A 19,563-nucleotide genomic window follows, 5' to 3' on the forward strand; every position below is an offset into this window, starting at 1 on the left:
GTTACTGATTATACCCAGTTCTGCGCATCAATGGATACCAGCAATCTAGTGCCCAATTTGGAATCCCATCGTGCTCATATCTTCCCCACCAGAAAGCTAAGGGGGTATTATTTGGACAATTTCGGTAGGTGAAAATTGTTCCACCGAACCCGAGTCCAGGGAATGTTGAAAAGCCCAGTGGTTTGAGAATCTGCGCGGGATTTTGGCTTTGGTGAAGTATATAAAACCCAGCCTTTGTTAGGGCGTATTCAAAACGATAGCGGTCGGCCATGTTAAGGAAGATGTCGTTTGCCTCAAAATGGGTCCGTTCACAGCCTTCACGAGAGGTATAGATTTCTGGATTTTGAATCCAATCAGGTAGAACAATACCATTTTTGCGTAACCAGAAAACTTCAGAGGATGAGGAATATTTCAGGCGATTTTCGCGTGTTTTAAGGAAACCTTTTTCTTTGATAATGAGTATGATATTTCGCCCTTGAAACCTCCTCGCGAGAGTTGTCTCTAGCATATAAGTAGCATATCTATGTGTCCCCAGAAAACACACACGAATAGTCACATCACTCAGGTCAAAGTGTTCTACAACCCAAGAAATATCGTTCAAAGCCTTGCTGCCAGAAAAACAAACATCATCAAAATAAATGAACTTATTGAATTGCGTAACGCGTTGGCATGTGGAAGTTCTTGATAGGGTAACTATGTCCAACCCATCGAATTCCTCTGCTTGGGTTTCTAAAAGCTCCAATAAATCGCTCTGACTGGTCCCGCGATTAGCTTCCTGTATATTAAAAAATGCTGATTCGAGAATTATACGCCTATTATTCTCAACACTAAGAATGTCGTCGATTTTTTCTAAATAATCATTCCTGCATATATAGGCATTTCGAAGTAACGCTAGTGTCTGCTCAAGAACGAAAAGCTGGTCGCTTTCCTCGAATTGCTCAACCCAGCGACCTACATGTGCTGTGTTCATCCCTCCGGGAGGAGCAAGTTCGTAATCCACAAGAATTTCTGCAATTTGCTCTTTTATCGCATTCTTTTTTTTGAGTTCATTATTTCCCAGAGGATTTTCACTCATAAATGCTCCTTTCTTATGCGGCTACTATGGCCTGTCCCAAGAATTAGATACATCTCTCAGTTAGCAATGAAGTGCACATGACTAATCAACCCTCAATGGAGTGCTACCATACCCACAAATCACTCCCTCACACAAGACATTGCAAGACCTTGTGAAAGCATATGCGCAATGTAGTATAATACCGAAGCATCACATTTTCACAATAACATATTGATGTAAATTGCTTTTAAAGATCGTAATCACAAAAAATGAACTAAAGTGAGCACCTATGTGAATCAGGTGAGTCAAAAGCACCAGAGTCAATGCAGATTGGTCATTTGCCTAAGTCTGCTCTTGGCATATAATTGCCCGCATCGGATCAGGGCGGCTATGAGCACGGAGGGACCTACCGATATGGTATGTTAATCACGGATTGAAATCAGAGTAAATTTCGTTAAATTTTTTGATTAGATGTGCCGAAAATCATCAAGGATGAGTTAATTTTTTTGAATTGCAAAGGAAATTATGATGCGTGAGGCAAAAACGATAGACATGGCAATCAACAGGATCGCCCGCAATCACTTCAAGAGACAGGCCCATCGAATTACAAATTACCATGAGTTGCACTAGTTTGCATCTCTCTTTGACGCCGATTATCTAAGTAAGCTTGCCCAACTGTTTTTCATAACAGATAAACATACCACAGATGGTCTGTACTCACATTATTATGCTGTTGAGATGGGCTGGATTGATAAGAAGCCGTTAGTCGCATACTCCCCGACGTCAAACTTACCAAAAGTAGAACTCGGTGATGCCTTACTTATTTATAATCATCACCACCGGGATAAGGCAGGTAAATATAGCGGCATGATTGATGAACGTGCCGTCATTATTCAGGCAAAAATTACAGGCAACAAAACGCGTCATCCTAAAGTCACTGTAACCTCTGGGGATTCATCCAGTAAAGAATATGCGCTTTATAGCAAATGGCCTTCTTTTATGCTGAAGCACAAAAAATATTACACCTCCCCTTTTAATCTTCCTCATCCACTTAAGAACAATGCACCATTTCCCTATGCTTTTTATCTTGCTGCAAGAAAGTCATATTCTAAGCATCCGAACTGGCGCTGCCACTGGATGGGAGCACCGTCAAACTTTCGGAAAGGTGCAACATTTCGGCAGGGGATATTTTACTTGCACTGAAAACCGGCTTGCCGACAAGTAACTACCCGGTTGGAGCGGACTAAAAGTCAAATCCGGAGTGGGATCGGTTGGTAAGAACTGTTCTGATGTATGTCGCGCTTGGCCGGACGAATGTAGGATGGAGTGGGGTCATAATGCCCACCCGAATTAAAGGAAGCCATCTAAGGTTTCTTCACCAACAAATTCCTGTATTTGATCCAAACTCGTTTGGCTTAGAGTTACGTATGGGGCTACAGCATCTACCACCCAATGTGGCAATTGAATGGGAAAAGCAACCCAGACCGGGTAAGGACGCCAAGTCCGATGGCAATTTTTCGGGCAAACTAATGATTTTGAGAGTGACCCGAATCAGTTCAGAATTCCCACTTGAGCCTGATAGCTCCGCTAAGGGATGACGAATCATTTAAAAATGTCGTCCTGCAACAATTTAGCTGGCAATAAGTAGCTATATTGAATCGCCACTCAAAAGCTAGGCCCTTTCGAGTCGCTGACCATGTAGTGCCCTGTATTAAAACGTCTGCTTTTGGCACGGGCTGTGTGAAAACGTTTTTGGTCGCAGAGACTGTCAAAAACAGAGCTGAAAACCGCGCTCATACGTAAAATTCAGCTCTAACTAACCAGTCGATCAATTTCAGATTTTGCATAGACGCACGCACTTCAGTTTTTGGTCAGGGTTTTCACACAGCCTGGCCCAGAGCCAATTGTAAGATTAGATTTAAGCTCCCAACTAGAAACTGTGTTAACACCAAATCTCTTCCCCCGCTCATCACATCCGCATTCGTATCGCGTCGTGGCGATAACTCTGACGCCACTGCATCCGTTAAATAAAGGGCTTGATATGAAACTCAGCATATTCCTTCTGATGCTGTGCACGCTTACGGGCTGCGCACAGCATAAAGACACTCTCCCGCCGGTATCCGGCGAACCACAACCGGTGAACACTCCGTCCATCATCCAGGAGCTGACAAAACATGTCTGAAACAGAAAAAGTCCTTGCGACGTCCCGAACGTTTGAAGCCGTCATCCTGGAAAAGGATGAGCGCACCAGGAAAGTCGCCTGGTTGATGGCGGCGGTCGGCTTTATTCTTGCCGCGATGGCCATTGCGGCCCTGATTATCCTGTTACCGCTGAAAACCACTGAGATTGAGCTGTGGTCGGTGGATAAACAGACCGGACGTTATGAATATATGACCCGCATAAAAGCGCGGGATATTTCTTCTGAAGAATCGCTGTCGCATGCCTTAGCGGCAAACTACGTCAAGCTCCGTGAAGGGTATAACTATTTTTCGCTCCAGCATGATTATGACGATGTGCAGTTATTCAACAGCGACAGCGTGAATAAAGAGTATCTGGCCGGGTTTAACAGCGACCAGGCGCCGGATGTCATTTTTAATAAAGCGGAATATGTCGTTTATATTGACATTATTTCTAACGTCCATGCATCCGCGACAGCGCCCGATCATCTGGCGACATTGCGCATCAGACGCACCATTCGCCGCATTGCGGATAACTCCGTCAAAACGGATGTCTGGAATATTCGCCTGACGTACCGCTACCTCACACGCAAACAACTCACCGACAGCCAGCGCGAAGTGAACCCTATGGGCTTCATCGTCACCAGCTACCAGCGCGATAAAGAACTGAGGACTGAATGATGCTGAAAAATAGTCTGGGCCTTACCCTTATTCTGGCGTCATACGTGGCCTGGGGTGCAGCCATACCGCGTGGAAGTGTCTGGGACAGCCGAATGCAGACCGTTTTTTACAACAGCCAGAACGCCACGGTCGTCAACACCCGCCCCGGCTATGTCACCACGCTATTGTTCGACGATGATGAGGAGGTTATTGATGCGCAGGCGGGCTTTCCCAAAGGCTGGACGGTCACGAAAAGTGATAACCGGGTGGGCGTCAGCCCGAACCCCATTACCCAGCCGGTGACGGATGCCAGCGGCAATAACATCAGTCAGGTCTTTCTGCCGACCGCGAAAGACTGGAAGACCAATCTTTTTGTCGTGACGTCAAAACGTGATTACAGCCTGGAGCTGAACGTGCTGGATAACGACTCACCCTCGCAGGCCTTTGTTATCCGCTATCGCTATCCGGATGAGGCCCGCCGGCAATCAGACGCCGCCAGCGCCGTCGGTCTGAAAATGCTGCGCGAAACGCAGGAAAAGCAGCAGATAGCAACGGCATTTAAACAGGCCACCATACCGCGTAACTGGCGCTACACCAAACGGGTGGCGGCAGGCTCAGCGTCCATAGCGCCGGACTTCACTTACGATGATGGCCGCTTTACCTATATCGGTTTTTCACCGGTCAAAATCCTGCCCTCTCCCTTCCTGGTGGTTAACGGTCAGGAGCAAGCAGTCACTCCCCGAATTGTCAGTCAGGGCAATTACACCGTGATGGTGGTACGGGCATTGTCGCCGCGCCTGGTACTGCGCTACGGCAATGCCGTGGTCGGGATTGAAAACGTAGCATACGGGCAAGCCACGGTCGCCAGTGGCGACACCGTATCACCCGCCGTCACCCTGGAGGCCAAATGACAGACCCATCCTCCCCTGAATCAACGGAAAAAACCACGGCAGAACTGGAGTCAGAGGCCCGCGAGCGCGCCCGGTTGGCGATGGCGAGTCCGGAGTTGGAACAAAAAGCGCCTCCCGGTCAGCCCGAAGTGACCCGCTTTCGAAAAGCGTCCGGTCGCCGGACGCTGCTGGTCTGCCTGGTTAGCCTGGCCTTACTGATCGCACTGGCGCTTGGCGGCGATCGCTTGCTCGGGGCGCTGAAAAAAGGTGACGAAAAGGAAGCCGACGCCGCGCCACCGCCTTCGACCAGCGCGGGACAACATGTACGAACCAATCTCGGCATGGACAGCAATCCGTTCGGTCTGTTCGGACAGAACACGCGGGAAACGACGGCGGACAAGGGTCAGGCGCAAATCGCCGCGCCATTCTCAACACCGGAACCGCCCACGTTGAACAAGGCGACGGCGCTGGCTGACGGGCTGAGCAACGCCACCGGGACCGCGCAGCGAGGCAACACGCGAACCACCCGAAGCGAAGCGCGCGACAGAGCGGGAGCGACCGGCGGTCCGACAGCCGCCTCCGTTACCAGCGGCAACAATGAAAATCCTGGGGTGGCTAAGGTCACTGGCGTCAGGCGGCTGAACCTCGATCCTGATCTCTACATCCCGGTTGACCGCTACATCCCCTGCTCAATGATGCGGCGGTTTGTCTCCGATGTGGGCGGTGCGATTTCGTGCCTTATCAGCGAGGATGTCTACAGCGCCAGCAATCATGTGAAGTTGATCCCGGCGGGCACCGTCGCCAGAGGAATATACCGCGCCGGGGCGTTGCAACACGGGCGCAGCAGGATGTTTGTCATCTGGACGGAGTTACGCACGCCGGAGCCCGGCAGCCTGCAAATTCCGCTCACGGATACCGGGGCCACCGGCCCACTGGGTGAAGCGGGTATTTCAGGCTGGATTGATACCCATTTCTGGGCGCGTTTCGGTAACGCCCTGATGCTGAGCACCGTGCAGGATGTGGCTGCGGCAGCGGCGGATTCGGCACCGGGAAAAGACCGCAACACCGACTATACCGAAAACACCCGTGCAGCCGCGTCGGAAATGGCGAAAACGACGCTAGAAAACAGCATCAATATTCCACCCACCATGTATCTGAACCAGGGCGACATTATCAGCATCATGACCGGCACCGATATTGATTTTTCCTCTGTCTATCAACTGCGCATGAAACAGAGAGGGGTATATGACAACTGAAAACCTGTCTCTTGATTTTATGAAAAATCAGCTTTTCGGTGATTTCCTGCCAATAGAGGGTCTGACCGACATTGCCATTAACCGCCCCGGCGAGATCCACACCAAAATTCGCGGAAAATGGCAGATGCACGATTCCCCGGTCACGCTGCGTCAGTGTCATGCCTTTGCTAAAGCACTGGCTTCCTGGAATGAGGACAATGTGGATGACACGTCGCCCATTCTTTCCGCCACCCTTGAATCCGGTGAAAGGATTCAGGCCGTTATTCCCCCGGCCTGTGAGCGTGATACGGTCTCCATCACGCTGCGCAACCCGTCATTCGAACAGAAAACGCATCAGTCCTGGATTGATGCCGGTTTTTATAACCGGGTGACAGGTAAAGAGCGGACTGAAAGTAAGGATGATGAACTGGCCCGATATTATACCAGCGGGGATATCCCCCGCTTTATCGAAAAGGCCGTTGAGTACGGTAAGACGCTGTTTATTGTCGGTGAGACCGGGTCAGGCAAAACCACCTATATGAAAACGCTGCTACATTATATACCGCAACACTTGAGACTCATCACCATTGAAGACAACCCCGAAATCCGGTTTTACCACCACGCCAATTATGTTCACCTGTTTTATCCGGCGGACGCCGGGGATGATGCCATCGTCACACCCGGCAGGCTTATCCGGGCCAATTACCGGATGAACCCGGACCGCATTCTGCTGGCGGAAATTCGTGGCAGGGAAGCCTGGGACGCGCTGAAAATCATCGGTTCAGGTCATGAAGGACTTATCACCTCCCTGCACGCGGGCAGCCCGCAAGACTGTATTGAAGGCATTATTGACCGCTGCTTTGAGAACCCTGATTGCCAGAATATTCCGTTTGCGGTGCTGCTGCGCAAGGTGCTTAAAAGCGTGGATATTATCGTCAGCATTGATATTCACGGCGATATCCGCCGGATGGGTGATATCTATTACAAATATCTTCACCTGGATAAAATGAAGGAGACCTTAAACGATGCGAACGATTGACCTGTTTTTAATCAGCGTGATGATAGCTATTCTTTCTGGCTGTTCATCCCCACCGGAGCCTGTTCAGCCCGAATGGAATAAACCCGGTGTGGAAATGAATACGACACGTCCACAGTGGTCAGAGAACCGGGTTATTTTGCCGTCTCACACAGTCGATGACCACTGGTCAATAAAAATGACACTCAACCCTGATGCGGTTTACCCGCCCAATCTCTGGTACGCCGTTGTCCATTCCAGTCAGGTTATCGTTAACGCACCGGATGGTGTACGTTATTTCAGGGCGAAAGCTTGGCTACAAAAAAACGGTTACTCCGGCGCCATTACCTTCCTGCCAAAACTGAATAATTGCCTAACATGTAATACAACAGATATTGAGTTTTATCGGTAACACCATATACACCCCAGCTTATCCAGATAACCCCTCCCGTCGATTCAATAGTCCATTCCCACTCAGAGGTAATTAACATGAAATCGATCATGCTACCTGCTTTTTTTCTGTGTATTGCTTCGTTATTTGCATCCTCTGCGATGGCTGCCGATGCCTGTGAAGTGGTCTTGTGCATGTATGGGAAAACAACGGGTAATGACGGAGGAAAAGAATGCAGCTCTGCTGAACGTTCTTTCTTTAATATCGTGAAAAAGAACAAACACGGTTTTCTCCCCAGCCATACTGCTGATGCCCGTAAAGCCTTTTTGCTCGAATGTCAGTCAGCCGACACGGCAATTATCGGCCAGATTATTAATAAATTTGGCCGTATACGCAGTTGATCAATTACCGGCACGTTTGCCGGGTGAGCTGATTATGACGTCAAGGCTATGAGATGGAACGCTTTGCCAAAAAATCAAGAAATGCCCGTAATGGTGGGATCATTTGCCGGCGGCTGGTGTAGTACACATAAAAACCAGGGAAAGCGGGCGTCCAGTCTTTTAAAAGTTGTATCAGTTGTCCATTTTCCAGAAAGGGATCGACCTGGTGGGCAAACTGATACGCTATTCCTGCACCATCCAGTGCGATTTGAGTAAGCATCGCCGGTTCATCGACAATCAGCGCACCCTTGACGTTCACTTCCAGTTGTTCACTCTGACGCTGGAATTCCCACCGGTAAACGCTGTTGTCGCTTGGACGGCGATAAGTCAGACACCGGTGACGAACCAGATCCTGCGGTTTGCGTGGATACCCTGCCTTCGCTATATAAGCAGGGCTGGCAACGACTTTCATTTCCAGATCGCCGCTGAGCCTGACAGCCACCATATCACGATGCAGCTTTTCCCCAAGCCGTATCCCGGCATCGAAACGTTCGGCCACGATATCAATCAGCCGGTCATCAGTCACCACATCCACGGTGATATCCGGGAAAGCGCTAAGAAAGCCGCCTAATATTGGCGCCAGGTAGTGTATTGCAGCCACTCTCGCAACGTTAAGCCGCAGTAGGCCAGACGGGCGATCTGCCTCCTGAACCGCATCGGTCACTGCACCTTCCAGCTCTTCCAGCGCAGGTCCCAGCCGTTGCATCATTCGTAACCCCGCATCACTCACCGCCACGCTGCGCGTTGTCCTATGGAGCAGACGAACCCCCAGACGCTCTTCAAGCTTGCGGATAGTGAGGCTTAACGTCGAGGAAGTGATACCGAGATGGGCCGCAGCCTTGGAAAAACTGCCATGCTCAACAACTGCCGCAAAAGCCCTGAGTTCTGCGTATTCGCTACCGCGCATTATGCTTGAATTCTCAAACAGTTCGATTGATATAAAGGTTATTATCAAACAAAAGAACAAGGTTTACCATTCCCGGTAGAGACTTCACAAAGCGGGAAACAAAAAATGAACAGGTTCTCTGGAAAACGAATCCTTGTCACTGGCGCCACCAGCGGTATTGGTCTGGCGGGAGTTAAACGCATTGCGGGTGAAGGAGGTTCGATCATAGCCACGGGACGCGATCCTGAACGGCTTGAAAAGTTGCGTACTCTGTTGCCCGATGGATCGGTGGTTTTCCAGAACGATGCGTCAGATCCAACTGCCGCTGACGCATTGGCGTACGAAATCCGCGAACATGGGCGAATTGATGGACTCTGGCTTAATGCGGGATATGCCACGGTCGGCAAGTTTGAGCACATAGACGCCGCCGCATTTGATGCGTTGATGGCGGCTAATGTACGAGGTCCCGTGCTCCAGTTGGCAAAGTTAGCCGACCATCTCAATAATGGGGCATCCGTCGTCGTCACCGCGTCGACATCGGCCTATGAAGGCGCAGCGATGGCAAGCTTGTATGCGGCAGCCAAAGGCGCATTGATATCGCTTGTTCGTTGTTGGGCATCAGCGCTGGGTCAGCGCGGTATCCGCGTTAATACGTTGGTGCCCGGCCCCATCGACACGAATTTTCGGAATTTCATGAGCGACAACTTCCGAAGAGAGTTTGAAGCCGATGTGGTAAATCGATTATCGCTGGCGCGGGTGGGTTCGGCTGAAGAGGCGGCGGCTGTCGGCCTCTTTCTGCTGTCGGACGACGCCTCATTTGTCACCGGTAGCCAGTACTTTGTCGATGGCGGTTTGACGAAACGCTGAATTGACTGGCGCTTCTCATGCTCGTGATCAAGCCCCCCTGAAAGCGTTATCGCGCAGCGCATGAATGGTGTGTCGTTCTCGCTAAAGGATTCTAGCTTCCGGTTTCCTTAGTCGCCGGATCAGTTATCTTTTGTTTTTTTTAAAATAAAATAGCAAAGCCGATGGTCATATGTGGTCAGAACCGACTCAAAAGAAACGGGCTTATAGCCCCTCTTGAGATACATACCACAGGCAGGTAAAGATGCATCCAGTCTGATTTCGTTACTGTAACCGAACACCAGTGTCTCAAGCTTGTCCATCATGAGTGTCTCAAGCTTGTCCATCATGTAACTGCCCAGTCTTTTACCCTGAAATAATGGTAAAACAAACAGCCTGCATATTTCATTATCTTTTATGCTCCCTGTGGCGACTGCTTTTCCTTGAGCGGTGAGAATATAAACCCCTCCAGCATCAACGGCATCCCTGATACTGTCAGTAGAATGATAATTCAAAAAAAATTCAACCACGCCATCTGGATAATATTTCGGATAAGTAGAGGATATGGTCTCCCTAACAATTTCTGCGATGGTGTCAATATCCTTTCTTTCAGCCATGTAAAACATCGAATCAGCCCCTCTCGTTTTGCATTTTCTGATAGCTTTCACCGGGTACAGGTACAGGCCGGGTAAGAACGCTCATACGCCGAGCGTACTCACTAAGCGGCCGTGTGGATGACTGTTCCCCCCACTGTAACCGGCGAGGAATAGGCTGTATCTCTCAAGTATATAATTGTCTGAAAAACAGTCGAATACAATCAACTTTAACTATCGATTGATAGTTTTTTGCCGCTTTGAGTTCATGGATGAGTGCGCCTAATATCGCCGCAGCCGCCGCTCTTTGTTCCAAGGAACGAACAATAACCAGATTCGACGCCAGGTAATTCCGGTTGAGGCTGCCAGGGTTAATGGCAGTCCACTTATAAGCACAATGCTACATCTCAAGAAAGTGACCTGTATGGCTGGGAATCCATACGATGTTACCATTACTTTGGATATTGAATATCCAATGACATAAAGAAGAGTCGATAGCACCACCAAAAAATCGCCAAAACCTGATAGCGATGACGTTCAACAGATAAAGCCGCAAACTTGGCCATTTTTAACCTCAAAAAAAGGTACTTTAACAAGTTGTACAATATTCATCTTACATTGCCGGATATCGCCACGACTTTTTTTTAACGGACAATTCGGCTACGGCATTATCACAATAGTTTCGCCGACGGCACACATTAGGGATCTCGGTTTGATTGCCAGTGAGAAAGTTGGCCCCCATGCGGTTTGATATACAAAAATATTGTCAGATAATGACGCTTAGTCACATGCTATATTCGCTCCGGTCAGAATAGCAGCGACCGGGCAGGGGCATACCGCTGGCTCCCCTGGGAAATGTGACAAAATACCAGCCAGGGATACCGCGCCGGAAGGCTCCAGGATAAGCCCAGCATATTTAAGCGCATAACGTGTCGCCACGGCTATCTGCTCTTCCTCCACCAATATCATTTCGTCTACCAAATCGCGCATATCTTCCAGCGCCTGCGGCACCGGCACGCGCACCGCCAGGCCGTCGGCCTGGGTATTTACCGCCCCGCCGATCACCACCTGATGAGTCAGCCAGCTTTGGTACATAGCGTCAGCGCCGCGCGGACACACGCCGATAATGCGGATATCCGGCGCCGATGCCTTGATCCAGCGTGCCACACCGCCAACCAACGCACCGTTGCCGACCGGGATATAGATTGCACGGAACGGAACACAGGCTGACAACAGCTCAAGACCGATAGTACCGGCCCCTTCGCTTACTTCCGGCTCTAGGCCGTCTTCGATAAACCAGCCGCCTATACTGGCGCTATATCGCTGGCCCTGTTCCTTGGCGCTATCAAAATCGGCGCCGACCTGCCTGATATCGGCGCCGTAGGCGGCAATGGCCTCAATTTTCAGCGGGTTGGCATTTTGTGCGGCAAACACCGTCAACGGCAGGCTGGCCTTATGGCAATAGTACGCCAGCGCTAGACCCCAATTGCCCGCACTGGCGCAGACCAGCGGTCGCGATTCGCCGCGGGCGAGCGCGCCGGCGATAACCAGGCCCGCGCCACGCCCTTTAAAACAGCGCAGTGGATTAAGCGTTTCCACTTTGAGCCATACGGCGCGCCCGAGCAGAGCCGATAACTGGGGGCATTCGTACTGCGGCGAATTAAGGAATACCGGGTCGATGGCATTGGGCGCCTGGCGAATATGGTCCAGGCTGAGCCGGTGCGCGGGCCGCTGTCCGTCGATCAGGGCTGAACGTTCGGCTATGGGTCGGATGGCATCGGCACCTATCGCCCGGTCGGTCATCAAGATGCCGTCGAGGTGATCGATTTCATGTTGGATCAGTTCCGACATATCCGGCGGCAGCTTATCCCATTGATGAGAGAAACCCTGTTCGTCTTGCCATGCCACGCTGATGCTCATATGACGCAGCACCCTGACGATCGCCTCCGGTACGCTCAGGCAATCATCCCAGACTTCCTGCATAGCGTCGCTGCGCCATAAAATACGGGGATTTATCATGGCAAAAGGACGGGCGCCCAGTTGCAGCACGATAATCCGCAGCGGGATATCAACCTGCGGCGCGGCCATCGCCCGGCCAAAACCAGCCCCCAGGCGAAAATCCGCCAGCGTGGCCTGCAAATCGCCGATAATCCGCCGCAGTTCGGAATCGAAATCAATGACCGGACCGGCAATGCCATGCAATCCCGGCGCGTTGTCGGTGATAATGGTGAGCACTCTGGACATCTTTTCCCCCTCTGCCGTTAGTGTTAACGTAGTTTAACGGCGTTGCAGCGCCTGGTGACGGCATATTCAGGCACTTTCTTGCGGACTAACGGATAAATGAGCGATAAAAAAGCGGCTAAACCGCAACAGAGCCACAGCATAACCGCTATCGACGAGTTCGACCGCCGTATCTTGGCGCGTTATCAACGCGATACCCGCCATATTGCGCAAAGCATCGGTGAAGAGGTTGGACTGTCGGCTGCTGCGGTGCAACGGCGGCTTAAACGGATGCGCACGGATGGCATCATTGAGCAGGAAACCGCTACACTGAACCCTCACGCTCTCGGCTACCCCGTGACTTGCCTGGTGGGTATCGATTTGCTTGAAGAACGCAACGAACAGATCAAATCTTTCAAACAAGCGATGCTTAAGCAAGCACAAGTCCAACAGTGTTATTACGTCACCGGGGAGTATGACTTTATTTTAACGGTGGTCTGTCGCGACCTGCGGGATTATGAACGTTTTACGCAAGAGGTCATAATGGCCGAACAGAACGTACGTAGTTTTACTACCTGGGTGGTCATGAGCAAAGTAAAATCCGGCACCGCCCTGCCCCTTGCACCGAATTAAGCCGCATAGGTGCTGGAGTGATGCTTACAAACGCACCTGAGCATTTGCCGATAATATAATGCTAATAACATAAAAGAGTAAAGGCGCATTTTAAATAAAAGGATATGATAAAAACAGCCAATATAAGAACTTCGTGGATATCATAAAATAAAGCGCTAAAAGAATTTGCATCATAGAATGTCAGGACAATATTACATGTGTGGCAAAAATCAAATGATCTTCAAGAAATATCACATTACCACAATGACTTTATCATCACTCAAAGCCAGAGATATTGACCGAAGGTGAGATCTTCGTGCAACAGCCTTAGATGTGACTGCTGACCCTACTATATTAATTATTAATTCCGGCACAGGAATAGGTATCCAAGTTATTACTTTGAGGCTAATTGTTTCTTCAATATATAATTACGCTGCCATAATTCACATTTCATCAGCGTAAATTTTTCAACCGCACTGAATTATATCTATCCATAAAATTTCAAATCGCAGGCTATAATATTTTCATTACTACCGAACTCAGCGTTGAAATTCAATTCACAAGATTGTTAATTTCATCGCATCTAAAACACCAACCAGTAATGGTAATAACCATACTCACAGACGGTGTTTTTGGGCTTTTAATCCTAGGCTCCAGCATAGGATTAAAAGTGGCGTGAGGCGAGTAAATTCGATTTCGAAGAAATTGCTAATTTGCGTCGCCGAACCCACCGGCGAGCGTTCACCCCCAGGTGAACCGAGCTGGCGGGGGGAGCCGAATAAATTTTGCCGCCCTAGCGAGCAAAAAGACGCGCCCACGCGTCGGTTTATTTGGGGGGCGTCAGCCCCGCACACCGTCGCGGCTAAGTCTCCGGCCAAAAGCCGGTAGCGTGGCGCGACCACCCTCTTTGAAGGCGTTTTCCCATTTTTTCGCTTGGCCGGAACGGACAAAAGAAAAAATAGGCGAAAAACGGCGTCTCAAAGGGGGTGGTCGCGCGTAGCGGGCGACGGTGTGCCGCCTTTGACGTTGGGGGTTTTGGCGCGGCGTCCAGCCGCGACATTACCCCCATGCGACAGTCCATAAGGGCGTCCAGCCCGCGTGAACTGGCGCACGCCGCTCGGGCCGGGAAGTAAGCCTCCCGGCGCATGGTCGCAACGCGACCACCTCATGAGCCCCATGCTTTCGCCCCGCCTTTTCGCCCAACACCGTGGGGCGAATTGATGGGGCGATGCTATGGGGCGAGTTGCTGACGAAGGAGGCACCATGATCTTAAATAAGCTGGCCGTTTCACTGTCACCGATAGTGAATGGCGCGCTGGCCTTCATTGCTTTTATGCAACAGCATCAACTGATGCTGGCGTTATTATCGGGGCTGACCATGCCGTTTTTCGCGTCGATGAAAAGCGATGAACGGCAAAAAGCCCCGTTCTGGCAAAAGTTGATTATTGCTTTTGCCATGCTGTGTTTTCTTTTCGGTACGATGGCCCCGGTTGTTATCTGGATATTTCAGTGGTTTTATAAAGGCCGAATAGTCGCCAGCATTCCCGTCCTGGCATGGTCGGTGCTGATTGTCTTCACCGTAGCGGGTCTTATTTTCCATATTCTGCTGCGTAGGTTATTAATGCCAGAATTGGACAAAATAAAGAAACGGTTCGTTAAAAAGTCAACGCTTGAGCGGGAATTACGCACCGATGTGCGCACGGTTAAATCACTGCTGCCGGAAACGTTGCATTATGATCCACTGGATTATATCGATTTGAGCAAAGGTATTTTTATCGGGATGGACCGGGATAAACAACCGATGTATCTCCCGTTAAAAGACTGGCAAAGACAACACGCGGATATTATCGGCACAACCGGCGCCGGTAAAGGGGTGGCTACCGGGATATTACTTTATCAAAGTATCCTGGCCGGTGAAGGCATCTTTGTTATGGACCCCAAAGATGATGAATGGGCACCGCACCTCTACCGGAAAGCCTGTGAGGATGCAGGCAAACCCTTTGCCTTAATTGACCTGCGAAAACAGCAATACCAGTTAAACCTGATTGAAGATATTACCCCGGATGAACTGGAGGAGCTTTTTGTCGCCGGTTTCAGCCTGGCGGAGAAAGGGCAAGAATCCGACTTTTACCGCATTGACGACAGAAAGGCCGCGCGCATGGCGGCGCAATTCGTCAGCCACTTTTCAGACCCAACTATCCGCGACATTTACAATGGTGATTACGTTCAGGGTATTGCGGAAAACATCAAAGCCTTTTTCGGTAAGATTGAGGAACTAGCATTACTCAATGCCATCAACGCGCCGAAGGGGTTTTCACTTAAACAGATATTTGATGAAGGTGGCTGCTGTTATGTCATTGGCTCCATGCGAAACAGCAAGATTATTACCGCCCAGCGAATGCTGCTGGTACGTCTTTACCAGTTGGCGGAAAGGCGCGATCGGGTAAAAGAAACGCCCCGGCCCATTGCCATCTTTCTCGATGAACTGAAATACCACCTGTCAAAACCGGCGCTGGAGGGATTAGGCGCGGCACGGGATAAAGGTGTGCATATTATTATGGCCCATCAATCTGTCGCCGATTTAAAAGACTGCCCGGCAGATTTAAAAGGTGACGCCGTTGTGGGTGCCGTCGTTGAAAACGCTAAATTCAAACTGGTTTATCGCGTTATGGACCCCGATACTGCTGAATGGGTGGCGAGAATGTCAGGCACCATATTAGTGGATGATGAAGTCCGCAAGGCGAAAACTGATACCGTGCTGACTGAAACTATTGATGATGAACGCACAATCCGACAGGCCGAGCGTTTCTTTATTGACAGTAATATGATCCTGAACCTGCCTGATTTTGTCAGCTTTATATTCACCACCAGAAAACTTCCATCCGCATCGTTGATTTCGCCGATAAAGGTAAAAAAGCGCGAACTAGAGATCTTTTTTGTTTCTCCTGAAATTGCCGCGTCAGCGGCATCGGTAAAAGTCTCGCTGGATTTTAGCGAAGAAGAAAAAATGCCTATACCCGCATCAACGCTAAATTTAATGGAAACCCGGCCCGATCTTTTCTTCACGGATGAAGATAATAAAGCCACAAAGCCGATGCCTGACGAAGAAGAAAAACTCTCCCTTCTCGATTTTTAGGAGGCTAAATGCTTATCGCAACGCATAACGAGCGCACCGCACGCAATAGCGAGAAAATAAAGAGACTGCTGAATTTCCTGAAAGAAGAAACCTACAGCGATTTTAAAACGCTGATGCTGCTTTTCGGCTTCAGGGATCACAAGTCACTCTATTCGCTACTGTTAAAAGTCGAGGGAATGGGGTTAATACAAAAACATGTACTTGAATCGCGGACGATGAAAATTTCATTGTGGGGAATAACCAGTGATGGACTGGCCGTCGTTTTAACCACGGATGATGCCATTTTCCCGGCGCGGTTTGAACCCTCAAAAATCACCGGCTGGACGCTGGAACATCATCTTGATAACCAGTTAGCACGGATCATCCTTGAGAAAAAAGGCGCTTCTGGGTGGATAAACGGCGATCGCACTGCCTTCCTCAGCCAGTATGAGGTCAAACACAGACCTGACGGGCTGGTAACACTCCCGGACGGAAAAGTCATCGCGGTCGAAACCGAACGCCACCTGAAAACCAAAGCCCGTTACCAGTCGATCATTGCCAGCCACCTGCTGGCGCGCACCAATAAATACTGGATTTACGTTTTTTATCTCGTGCCCGATCAACAGAAAAAACGTGCCATTGAACTGCTATTCGCAAGTATAAAACACGTCATCGTTAACCATCAGCATATTCCGCTGGAAGCGCGCCACCGTCATGTTTTTCGTGTCTATACCCTCGCCGAACTGCACCAACTGGAGCTGCATCACTACGCTTAAGCCAGTGCTTTTTGTGCTGGCAGGTTTACCTATACGGTAAGCCTGCCGCATGGTTTATTGAATTGATGAGTAATCTTTTAAGGTATATACTCACAGTATGCACAGAAGAGGAACACGACTATGAAACACAGAGTCAGCGTTACCGTGGACAAAGACAATTATCAGGTTCTGAATGCTGCCGGAGTCAATATTTCTGGTCTGGTGAATGAAGTTATCGGCAAGGAAGCCCGTCGCATAAAGGCTGAGGAGTGGAAGAAAGAGAACCACGAAGGGATGGAGGAAGTCGCCAGATTTATCGCACAGAATGGCTCTTTCGCCGATGAAAACAGGAACTGGTGATCATGCAATTCACTGTTTATCAGTATAAGCGGGCAAGCCATTACAAAATGTTTGTCGATGTGCAAAGTGATATTGTCGATACACCAGGGCGGCGAATGGTCATCCCGCTGATAGCATCGCATCACCTGTCTGAAAAAGTGAATAAAACCTTGTTCCCCCTGATCCGCATCGACGGCGAGAATCACCGACTGATAACAACTGAATTATCAAGCGTTTCCGTTGAGGTCACCGGTGAAATTATTGCGGATGTAAGCCCTTGTGCCGATGAAATCAAAAATGCTATCAATCTCATGTTCTGGGGTGTTTAAACGCCCTTAAACGGTTTTCAGTAAAAGGGCGATATATCTCCCGTCACCAGAAAATACAATAAGTACCGATAATCCGGAATGTGAATGTATGATTAAAGCCGCATTCCTTTGCGGTTTCCTCTATTTCCGTTCAAACCTTCTCCATCAAATAACGATGCGCTTTCGATGCCGCGCTGGCGGCTTTGAAAATATAGCGTTTGTCGTTTTTCAACGCTTTCAGCCAGGAAGCGATATAGCTCTCATGCTGAACCTCTCCGGCAATCCCTAAATCAGCCATCAGAAAAGCGCTTCCCAGCTCAGCGCACAACTCTTCAAATGCATAATCCTCACTACCAAACCTCCCTTTCATTTCACGGTTCAGACGATTTTTTGCACCGCTCCAATGGACTAGTTCATGCAAACCAGTTGCTTAAAAATTGGCAGCGTCAGAAAAAAGGCGGCGCTCCGGCAGCCAGATTTCATCAGTTGACGGCCTGAAAAAGGCGTTTTTTCCTTTTTCTATTATGTTGGCGCCACTGCTCCGGAACAGATTTTCAGCCTGCGGTAGTGGATTGAACGTCTCGGCGGGGCTGACTGTCTCAGTTGCCAAGGGCAGACCGTCAATCTGTTCAACATTAAACACCGTGAACGTTTTCAGCATCGGAATATGTTCGATCCCGCCTTCGTCGTTTTCCTTCTCAAGGGTCGAGTAGAAAATGGCTGTCGTGCCGCGCTCTCCCTCGCGAACCTGCCCCCTTGCCGCTTGCGCCTGTTTGTATGTCATCCAGCGGGAATCATTGAATCCCTGTTTTGAAGCACTGCACCACAACAGCATGATATTCATCCCGCTATAAGCTGCACCGGTGGCGTAATTAGAAGGCAAGCCGGACATACCCGCTACGCGCTGCCACGGGCACGGGCACGGGCACGTCCATGGTTTAACACCAGCTTCCAGTGCCGTAATGATGCTGTCGGTGACGGTCTGATAAATATCGGTTCTGACTTTGGAAAATTTCGTTTTTGAGGAGCCTGACTGCTCCAGCGGGGATACGCTGGTCGCCGTTGCGGTGTTAGGGGCGCTGGTCTGGGTATGCAGGGAAATGGACATGGTTTTTTCTCCGTCAGTGGTGTGATTTTCGTCTTCGTATCGCCTGACGGTTCGCTTTCCCGACATCGTTCCGACCAGCAAGGGCGCAGAATGCGTGCCATTTACCCTTGCGGGACGGGTTGTGTTGGGAAACGATTAACCGGCAGCAGATATGGAAACGAAAAGCACACAGGAGAAAAAATTTGCCCCTGCATACCTTGACGTAGCGCCCTTTACTCCGTAGCGGTGAAATGGATAACTAGGACGGATGCTGGGAGATTATCGGGATGGATATCGGCGAATCGGAAGCCAAATCGTTCTGGCTGAGCTTCCCGCCGGGCCTGAAGGAGCGAGGTCTTCAGAGCGTGAAGCTGATTATCTCCGACTCGCACAATGGTCTGAAATCAACGATACAGCAGGAGTCCTGCGCCAATTGGCAGCGTTTCCGGGTACACTTCATGCGCAACGTCATGTGGCGGGTGAACAAGGCTAATCTGTCGGTGGTGCATGCTGTGTTGCAGCAAGTGTCCGTGTAGCCGGGCGAGAAAAGCGCTCATACCACCTGAAGGAGGGTCGCCGACCAGTTGGAAAAGAGTTTCCCGTCGGTCACAGAAATGATGGATGAGGCCGAAGCGGATGTGTTGGCGTACTTCGCTTTCCCGAAAGCACACCGGGTAAAAATCCACTCTACGAACATGCTGGAACGATTCAACAAGAAAGCGAAACGGCAGACTGACGTGGTGGGTACCTTCCCCAACAAAAAAGAGGATATAATGCGGCTTCTGGGTGAGGTGCTGACGGAGCAGAATGAGGAATGGGGTTGCAGAACAGCTACCTGCCCAGCACAGCATGGCATGGCATGGCGGAGATAGGACAATCCGCTGAAAATGATTTAATCGAAGCGCGACCAGTCAGCTTATAACAGGCTAATTACCGTGCCGGAA

18 protein-coding genes and 2 pseudogenes are annotated in these 19,563 nt (G+C 49.9%); 15 read left to right on the top strand and 5 right to left on the bottom strand.

What is annotated here, in order from left to right:
• Position 1: 1 nt before the first annotated feature.
• Positions 2–1,075 carry a hypothetical protein gene (locus tag ACL2XO_RS23690; RefSeq protein WP_413741648.1) on the bottom strand — a complete coding sequence of 358 codons (1,074 nt, stop codon included), beginning with the start codon at positions 1,073–1,075 and terminating at the stop codon, positions 2–4.
• A gap of 717 nt (positions 1,076–1,792) precedes the next feature.
• Here ACL2XO_RS23690 and ACL2XO_RS23695 point away from each other — a divergent pair.
• The 8 genes from ACL2XO_RS23695 to ACL2XO_RS23730 all read left to right on the top strand — a co-directional run bounded on the left by ACL2XO_RS23695 (position 1,793) and on the right by ACL2XO_RS23730 (position 7,823).
• Positions 1,793–2,257, top strand: a complete 465-nt coding sequence (locus ACL2XO_RS23695; RefSeq protein WP_413741649.1) for a hypothetical protein — start codon at positions 1,793–1,795, stop codon at positions 2,255–2,257.
• A gap of 838 nt (positions 2,258–3,095) precedes the next feature.
• Positions 3,096–3,236 (top strand): hypothetical protein, encoded by a 141-nt coding sequence (locus ACL2XO_RS23700; RefSeq protein ID WP_413741650.1) that lies wholly within the window; start codon positions 3,096–3,098, stop codon positions 3,234–3,236.
• Complete coding sequence (locus tag ACL2XO_RS23705; RefSeq protein WP_413741651.1) at positions 3,229–3,912, top strand: virB8 family protein; 684 nt, start codon at positions 3,229–3,231, stop codon at positions 3,910–3,912. Before ACL2XO_RS23700 ends, ACL2XO_RS23705 begins: the two co-directional genes overlap by 8 nt.
• Positions 3,909–4,802, top strand: a complete 894-nt coding sequence (gene virB9 / locus ACL2XO_RS23710; protein ID WP_413741652.1) for a P-type conjugative transfer protein VirB9 — start codon at positions 3,909–3,911, stop codon at positions 4,800–4,802. The genes ACL2XO_RS23705 and virB9 overlap by 4 nt, the downstream gene beginning before the upstream one ends.
• Positions 4,799–6,037: a VirB10/TraB/TrbI family type IV secretion system protein gene (gene virB10 / locus ACL2XO_RS23715; RefSeq protein ID WP_413741653.1), complete on the top strand. Its 1,239-nt coding sequence runs from the start codon at positions 4,799–4,801 to the stop codon at positions 6,035–6,037. The genes virB9 and virB10 overlap by 4 nt, the downstream gene beginning before the upstream one ends.
• On the top strand, positions 6,027–7,055 hold the full coding sequence (virB11, locus tag ACL2XO_RS23720; RefSeq protein WP_413741654.1) for a P-type DNA transfer ATPase VirB11: 1,029 nt from the start codon (positions 6,027–6,029) through the stop codon (positions 7,053–7,055). The genes virB10 and virB11 overlap by 11 nt, the downstream gene beginning before the upstream one ends.
• A complete protein-coding gene (locus ACL2XO_RS23725; RefSeq protein WP_413741655.1) occupies positions 7,042–7,443 on the top strand; it encodes a cag pathogenicity island Cag12 family protein in 402 nt (133 codons plus the stop codon). Before virB11 ends, ACL2XO_RS23725 begins: the two co-directional genes overlap by 14 nt.
• A 77-nt stretch (positions 7,444–7,520) precedes the next feature.
• On the top strand, positions 7,521–7,823 hold the full coding sequence (locus ACL2XO_RS23730; RefSeq protein WP_413741656.1) for a TrbM/KikA/MpfK family conjugal transfer protein: 303 nt from the start codon (positions 7,521–7,523) through the stop codon (positions 7,821–7,823).
• Between the two features lie 46 nt (positions 7,824–7,869).
• On the opposite strand, the gene ACL2XO_RS23735 is transcribed toward ACL2XO_RS23730, so the two are convergent.
• Complete coding sequence (locus ACL2XO_RS23735; protein ID WP_413740317.1) at positions 7,870–8,769, bottom strand: LysR substrate-binding domain-containing protein; 900 nt, start codon at positions 8,767–8,769, stop codon at positions 7,870–7,872.
• A 105-nt stretch (positions 8,770–8,874) separates the two neighbouring features.
• Between ACL2XO_RS23735 and ACL2XO_RS23740 the strand changes: the two genes are divergently transcribed.
• Positions 8,875–9,615, top strand: coding sequence for an SDR family oxidoreductase (locus ACL2XO_RS23740; protein ID WP_413740316.1), 741 nt, complete (start codon positions 8,875–8,877; stop codon positions 9,613–9,615).
• A gap of 119 nt (positions 9,616–9,734) precedes the next feature.
• Here the strand turns inward: ACL2XO_RS23740 and ACL2XO_RS23745 are convergent, their stop codons facing one another.
• Both ACL2XO_RS23745 and ACL2XO_RS23750 read right to left on the bottom strand, forming a co-directional pair.
• Positions 9,735–10,217 (bottom strand): GNAT family N-acetyltransferase, encoded by a 483-nt coding sequence (locus ACL2XO_RS23745; RefSeq protein ID WP_413741657.1) that lies wholly within the window; start codon positions 10,215–10,217, stop codon positions 9,735–9,737.
• A gap of 747 nt (positions 10,218–10,964) precedes the next feature.
• The gene (locus ACL2XO_RS23750; RefSeq protein ID WP_413741658.1) at positions 10,965–12,428 is read right to left on the bottom strand and encodes a pyridoxal-phosphate dependent enzyme; all 1,464 of its coding nucleotides are present in this window, start codon (positions 12,426–12,428) and stop codon (positions 10,965–10,967) included.
• A 96-nt stretch (positions 12,429–12,524) separates the two neighbouring features.
• Here ACL2XO_RS23750 and ACL2XO_RS23755 point away from each other — a divergent pair, with 96 nt between their 5' ends.
• The 5 genes from ACL2XO_RS23755 to ccdB all read left to right on the top strand — a co-directional run bounded on the left by ACL2XO_RS23755 (position 12,525) and on the right by ccdB (position 17,553).
• On the top strand, positions 12,525–13,037 hold the full coding sequence (locus ACL2XO_RS23755; protein ID WP_413741659.1) for an Lrp/AsnC family transcriptional regulator: 513 nt from the start codon (positions 12,525–12,527) through the stop codon (positions 13,035–13,037).
• A gap of 1,242 nt (positions 13,038–14,279) precedes the next feature.
• Positions 14,280–16,151: a type IV secretion system DNA-binding domain-containing protein gene (locus ACL2XO_RS23760; RefSeq protein ID WP_413741660.1), complete on the top strand. Its 1,872-nt coding sequence runs from the start codon at positions 14,280–14,282 to the stop codon at positions 16,149–16,151.
• A gap of 8 nt (positions 16,152–16,159) precedes the next feature.
• Positions 16,160–16,906 (top strand): MobC family replication-relaxation protein, encoded by a 747-nt coding sequence (gene mobC / locus ACL2XO_RS23765; protein ID WP_413741661.1) that lies wholly within the window; start codon positions 16,160–16,162, stop codon positions 16,904–16,906.
• Positions 16,907–17,026: 120 nt separating this feature from the next.
• Positions 17,027–17,245: a type II toxin-antitoxin system antitoxin CcdA gene (gene ccdA, locus ACL2XO_RS23770; RefSeq protein WP_113867773.1), complete on the top strand. Its 219-nt coding sequence runs from the start codon at positions 17,027–17,029 to the stop codon at positions 17,243–17,245.
• 2 nt (positions 17,246–17,247) lie between these two features.
• The gene (gene ccdB / locus ACL2XO_RS23775) at positions 17,248–17,553 is read left to right on the top strand and encodes a type II toxin-antitoxin system toxin CcdB (protein ID WP_413741662.1); all 306 of its coding nucleotides are present in this window, start codon (positions 17,248–17,250) and stop codon (positions 17,551–17,553) included.
• Positions 17,554–17,683: 130 nt separating this feature from the next.
• Here the strand turns inward: ccdB and ACL2XO_RS23780 are convergent.
• Positions 17,684–18,640, bottom strand: a pseudogene (locus tag ACL2XO_RS23780) (ArdC family protein).
• Positions 18,641–18,882: 242 nt separating this feature from the next.
• Between ACL2XO_RS23780 and ACL2XO_RS23785 the strand changes: the two are divergent.
• A pseudogene (locus tag ACL2XO_RS23785) lies at positions 18,883–19,541 on the top strand (transposase); the annotation flags it as partial.
• Positions 19,542–19,563: the final 22 nt, after the last annotated feature.

The organism is Sodalis sp. RH15, assembly GCF_047324255.1.
Taxonomy (GTDB): domain Bacteria; phylum Pseudomonadota; class Gammaproteobacteria; order Enterobacterales; family Enterobacteriaceae; genus Acerihabitans; species Acerihabitans ligni.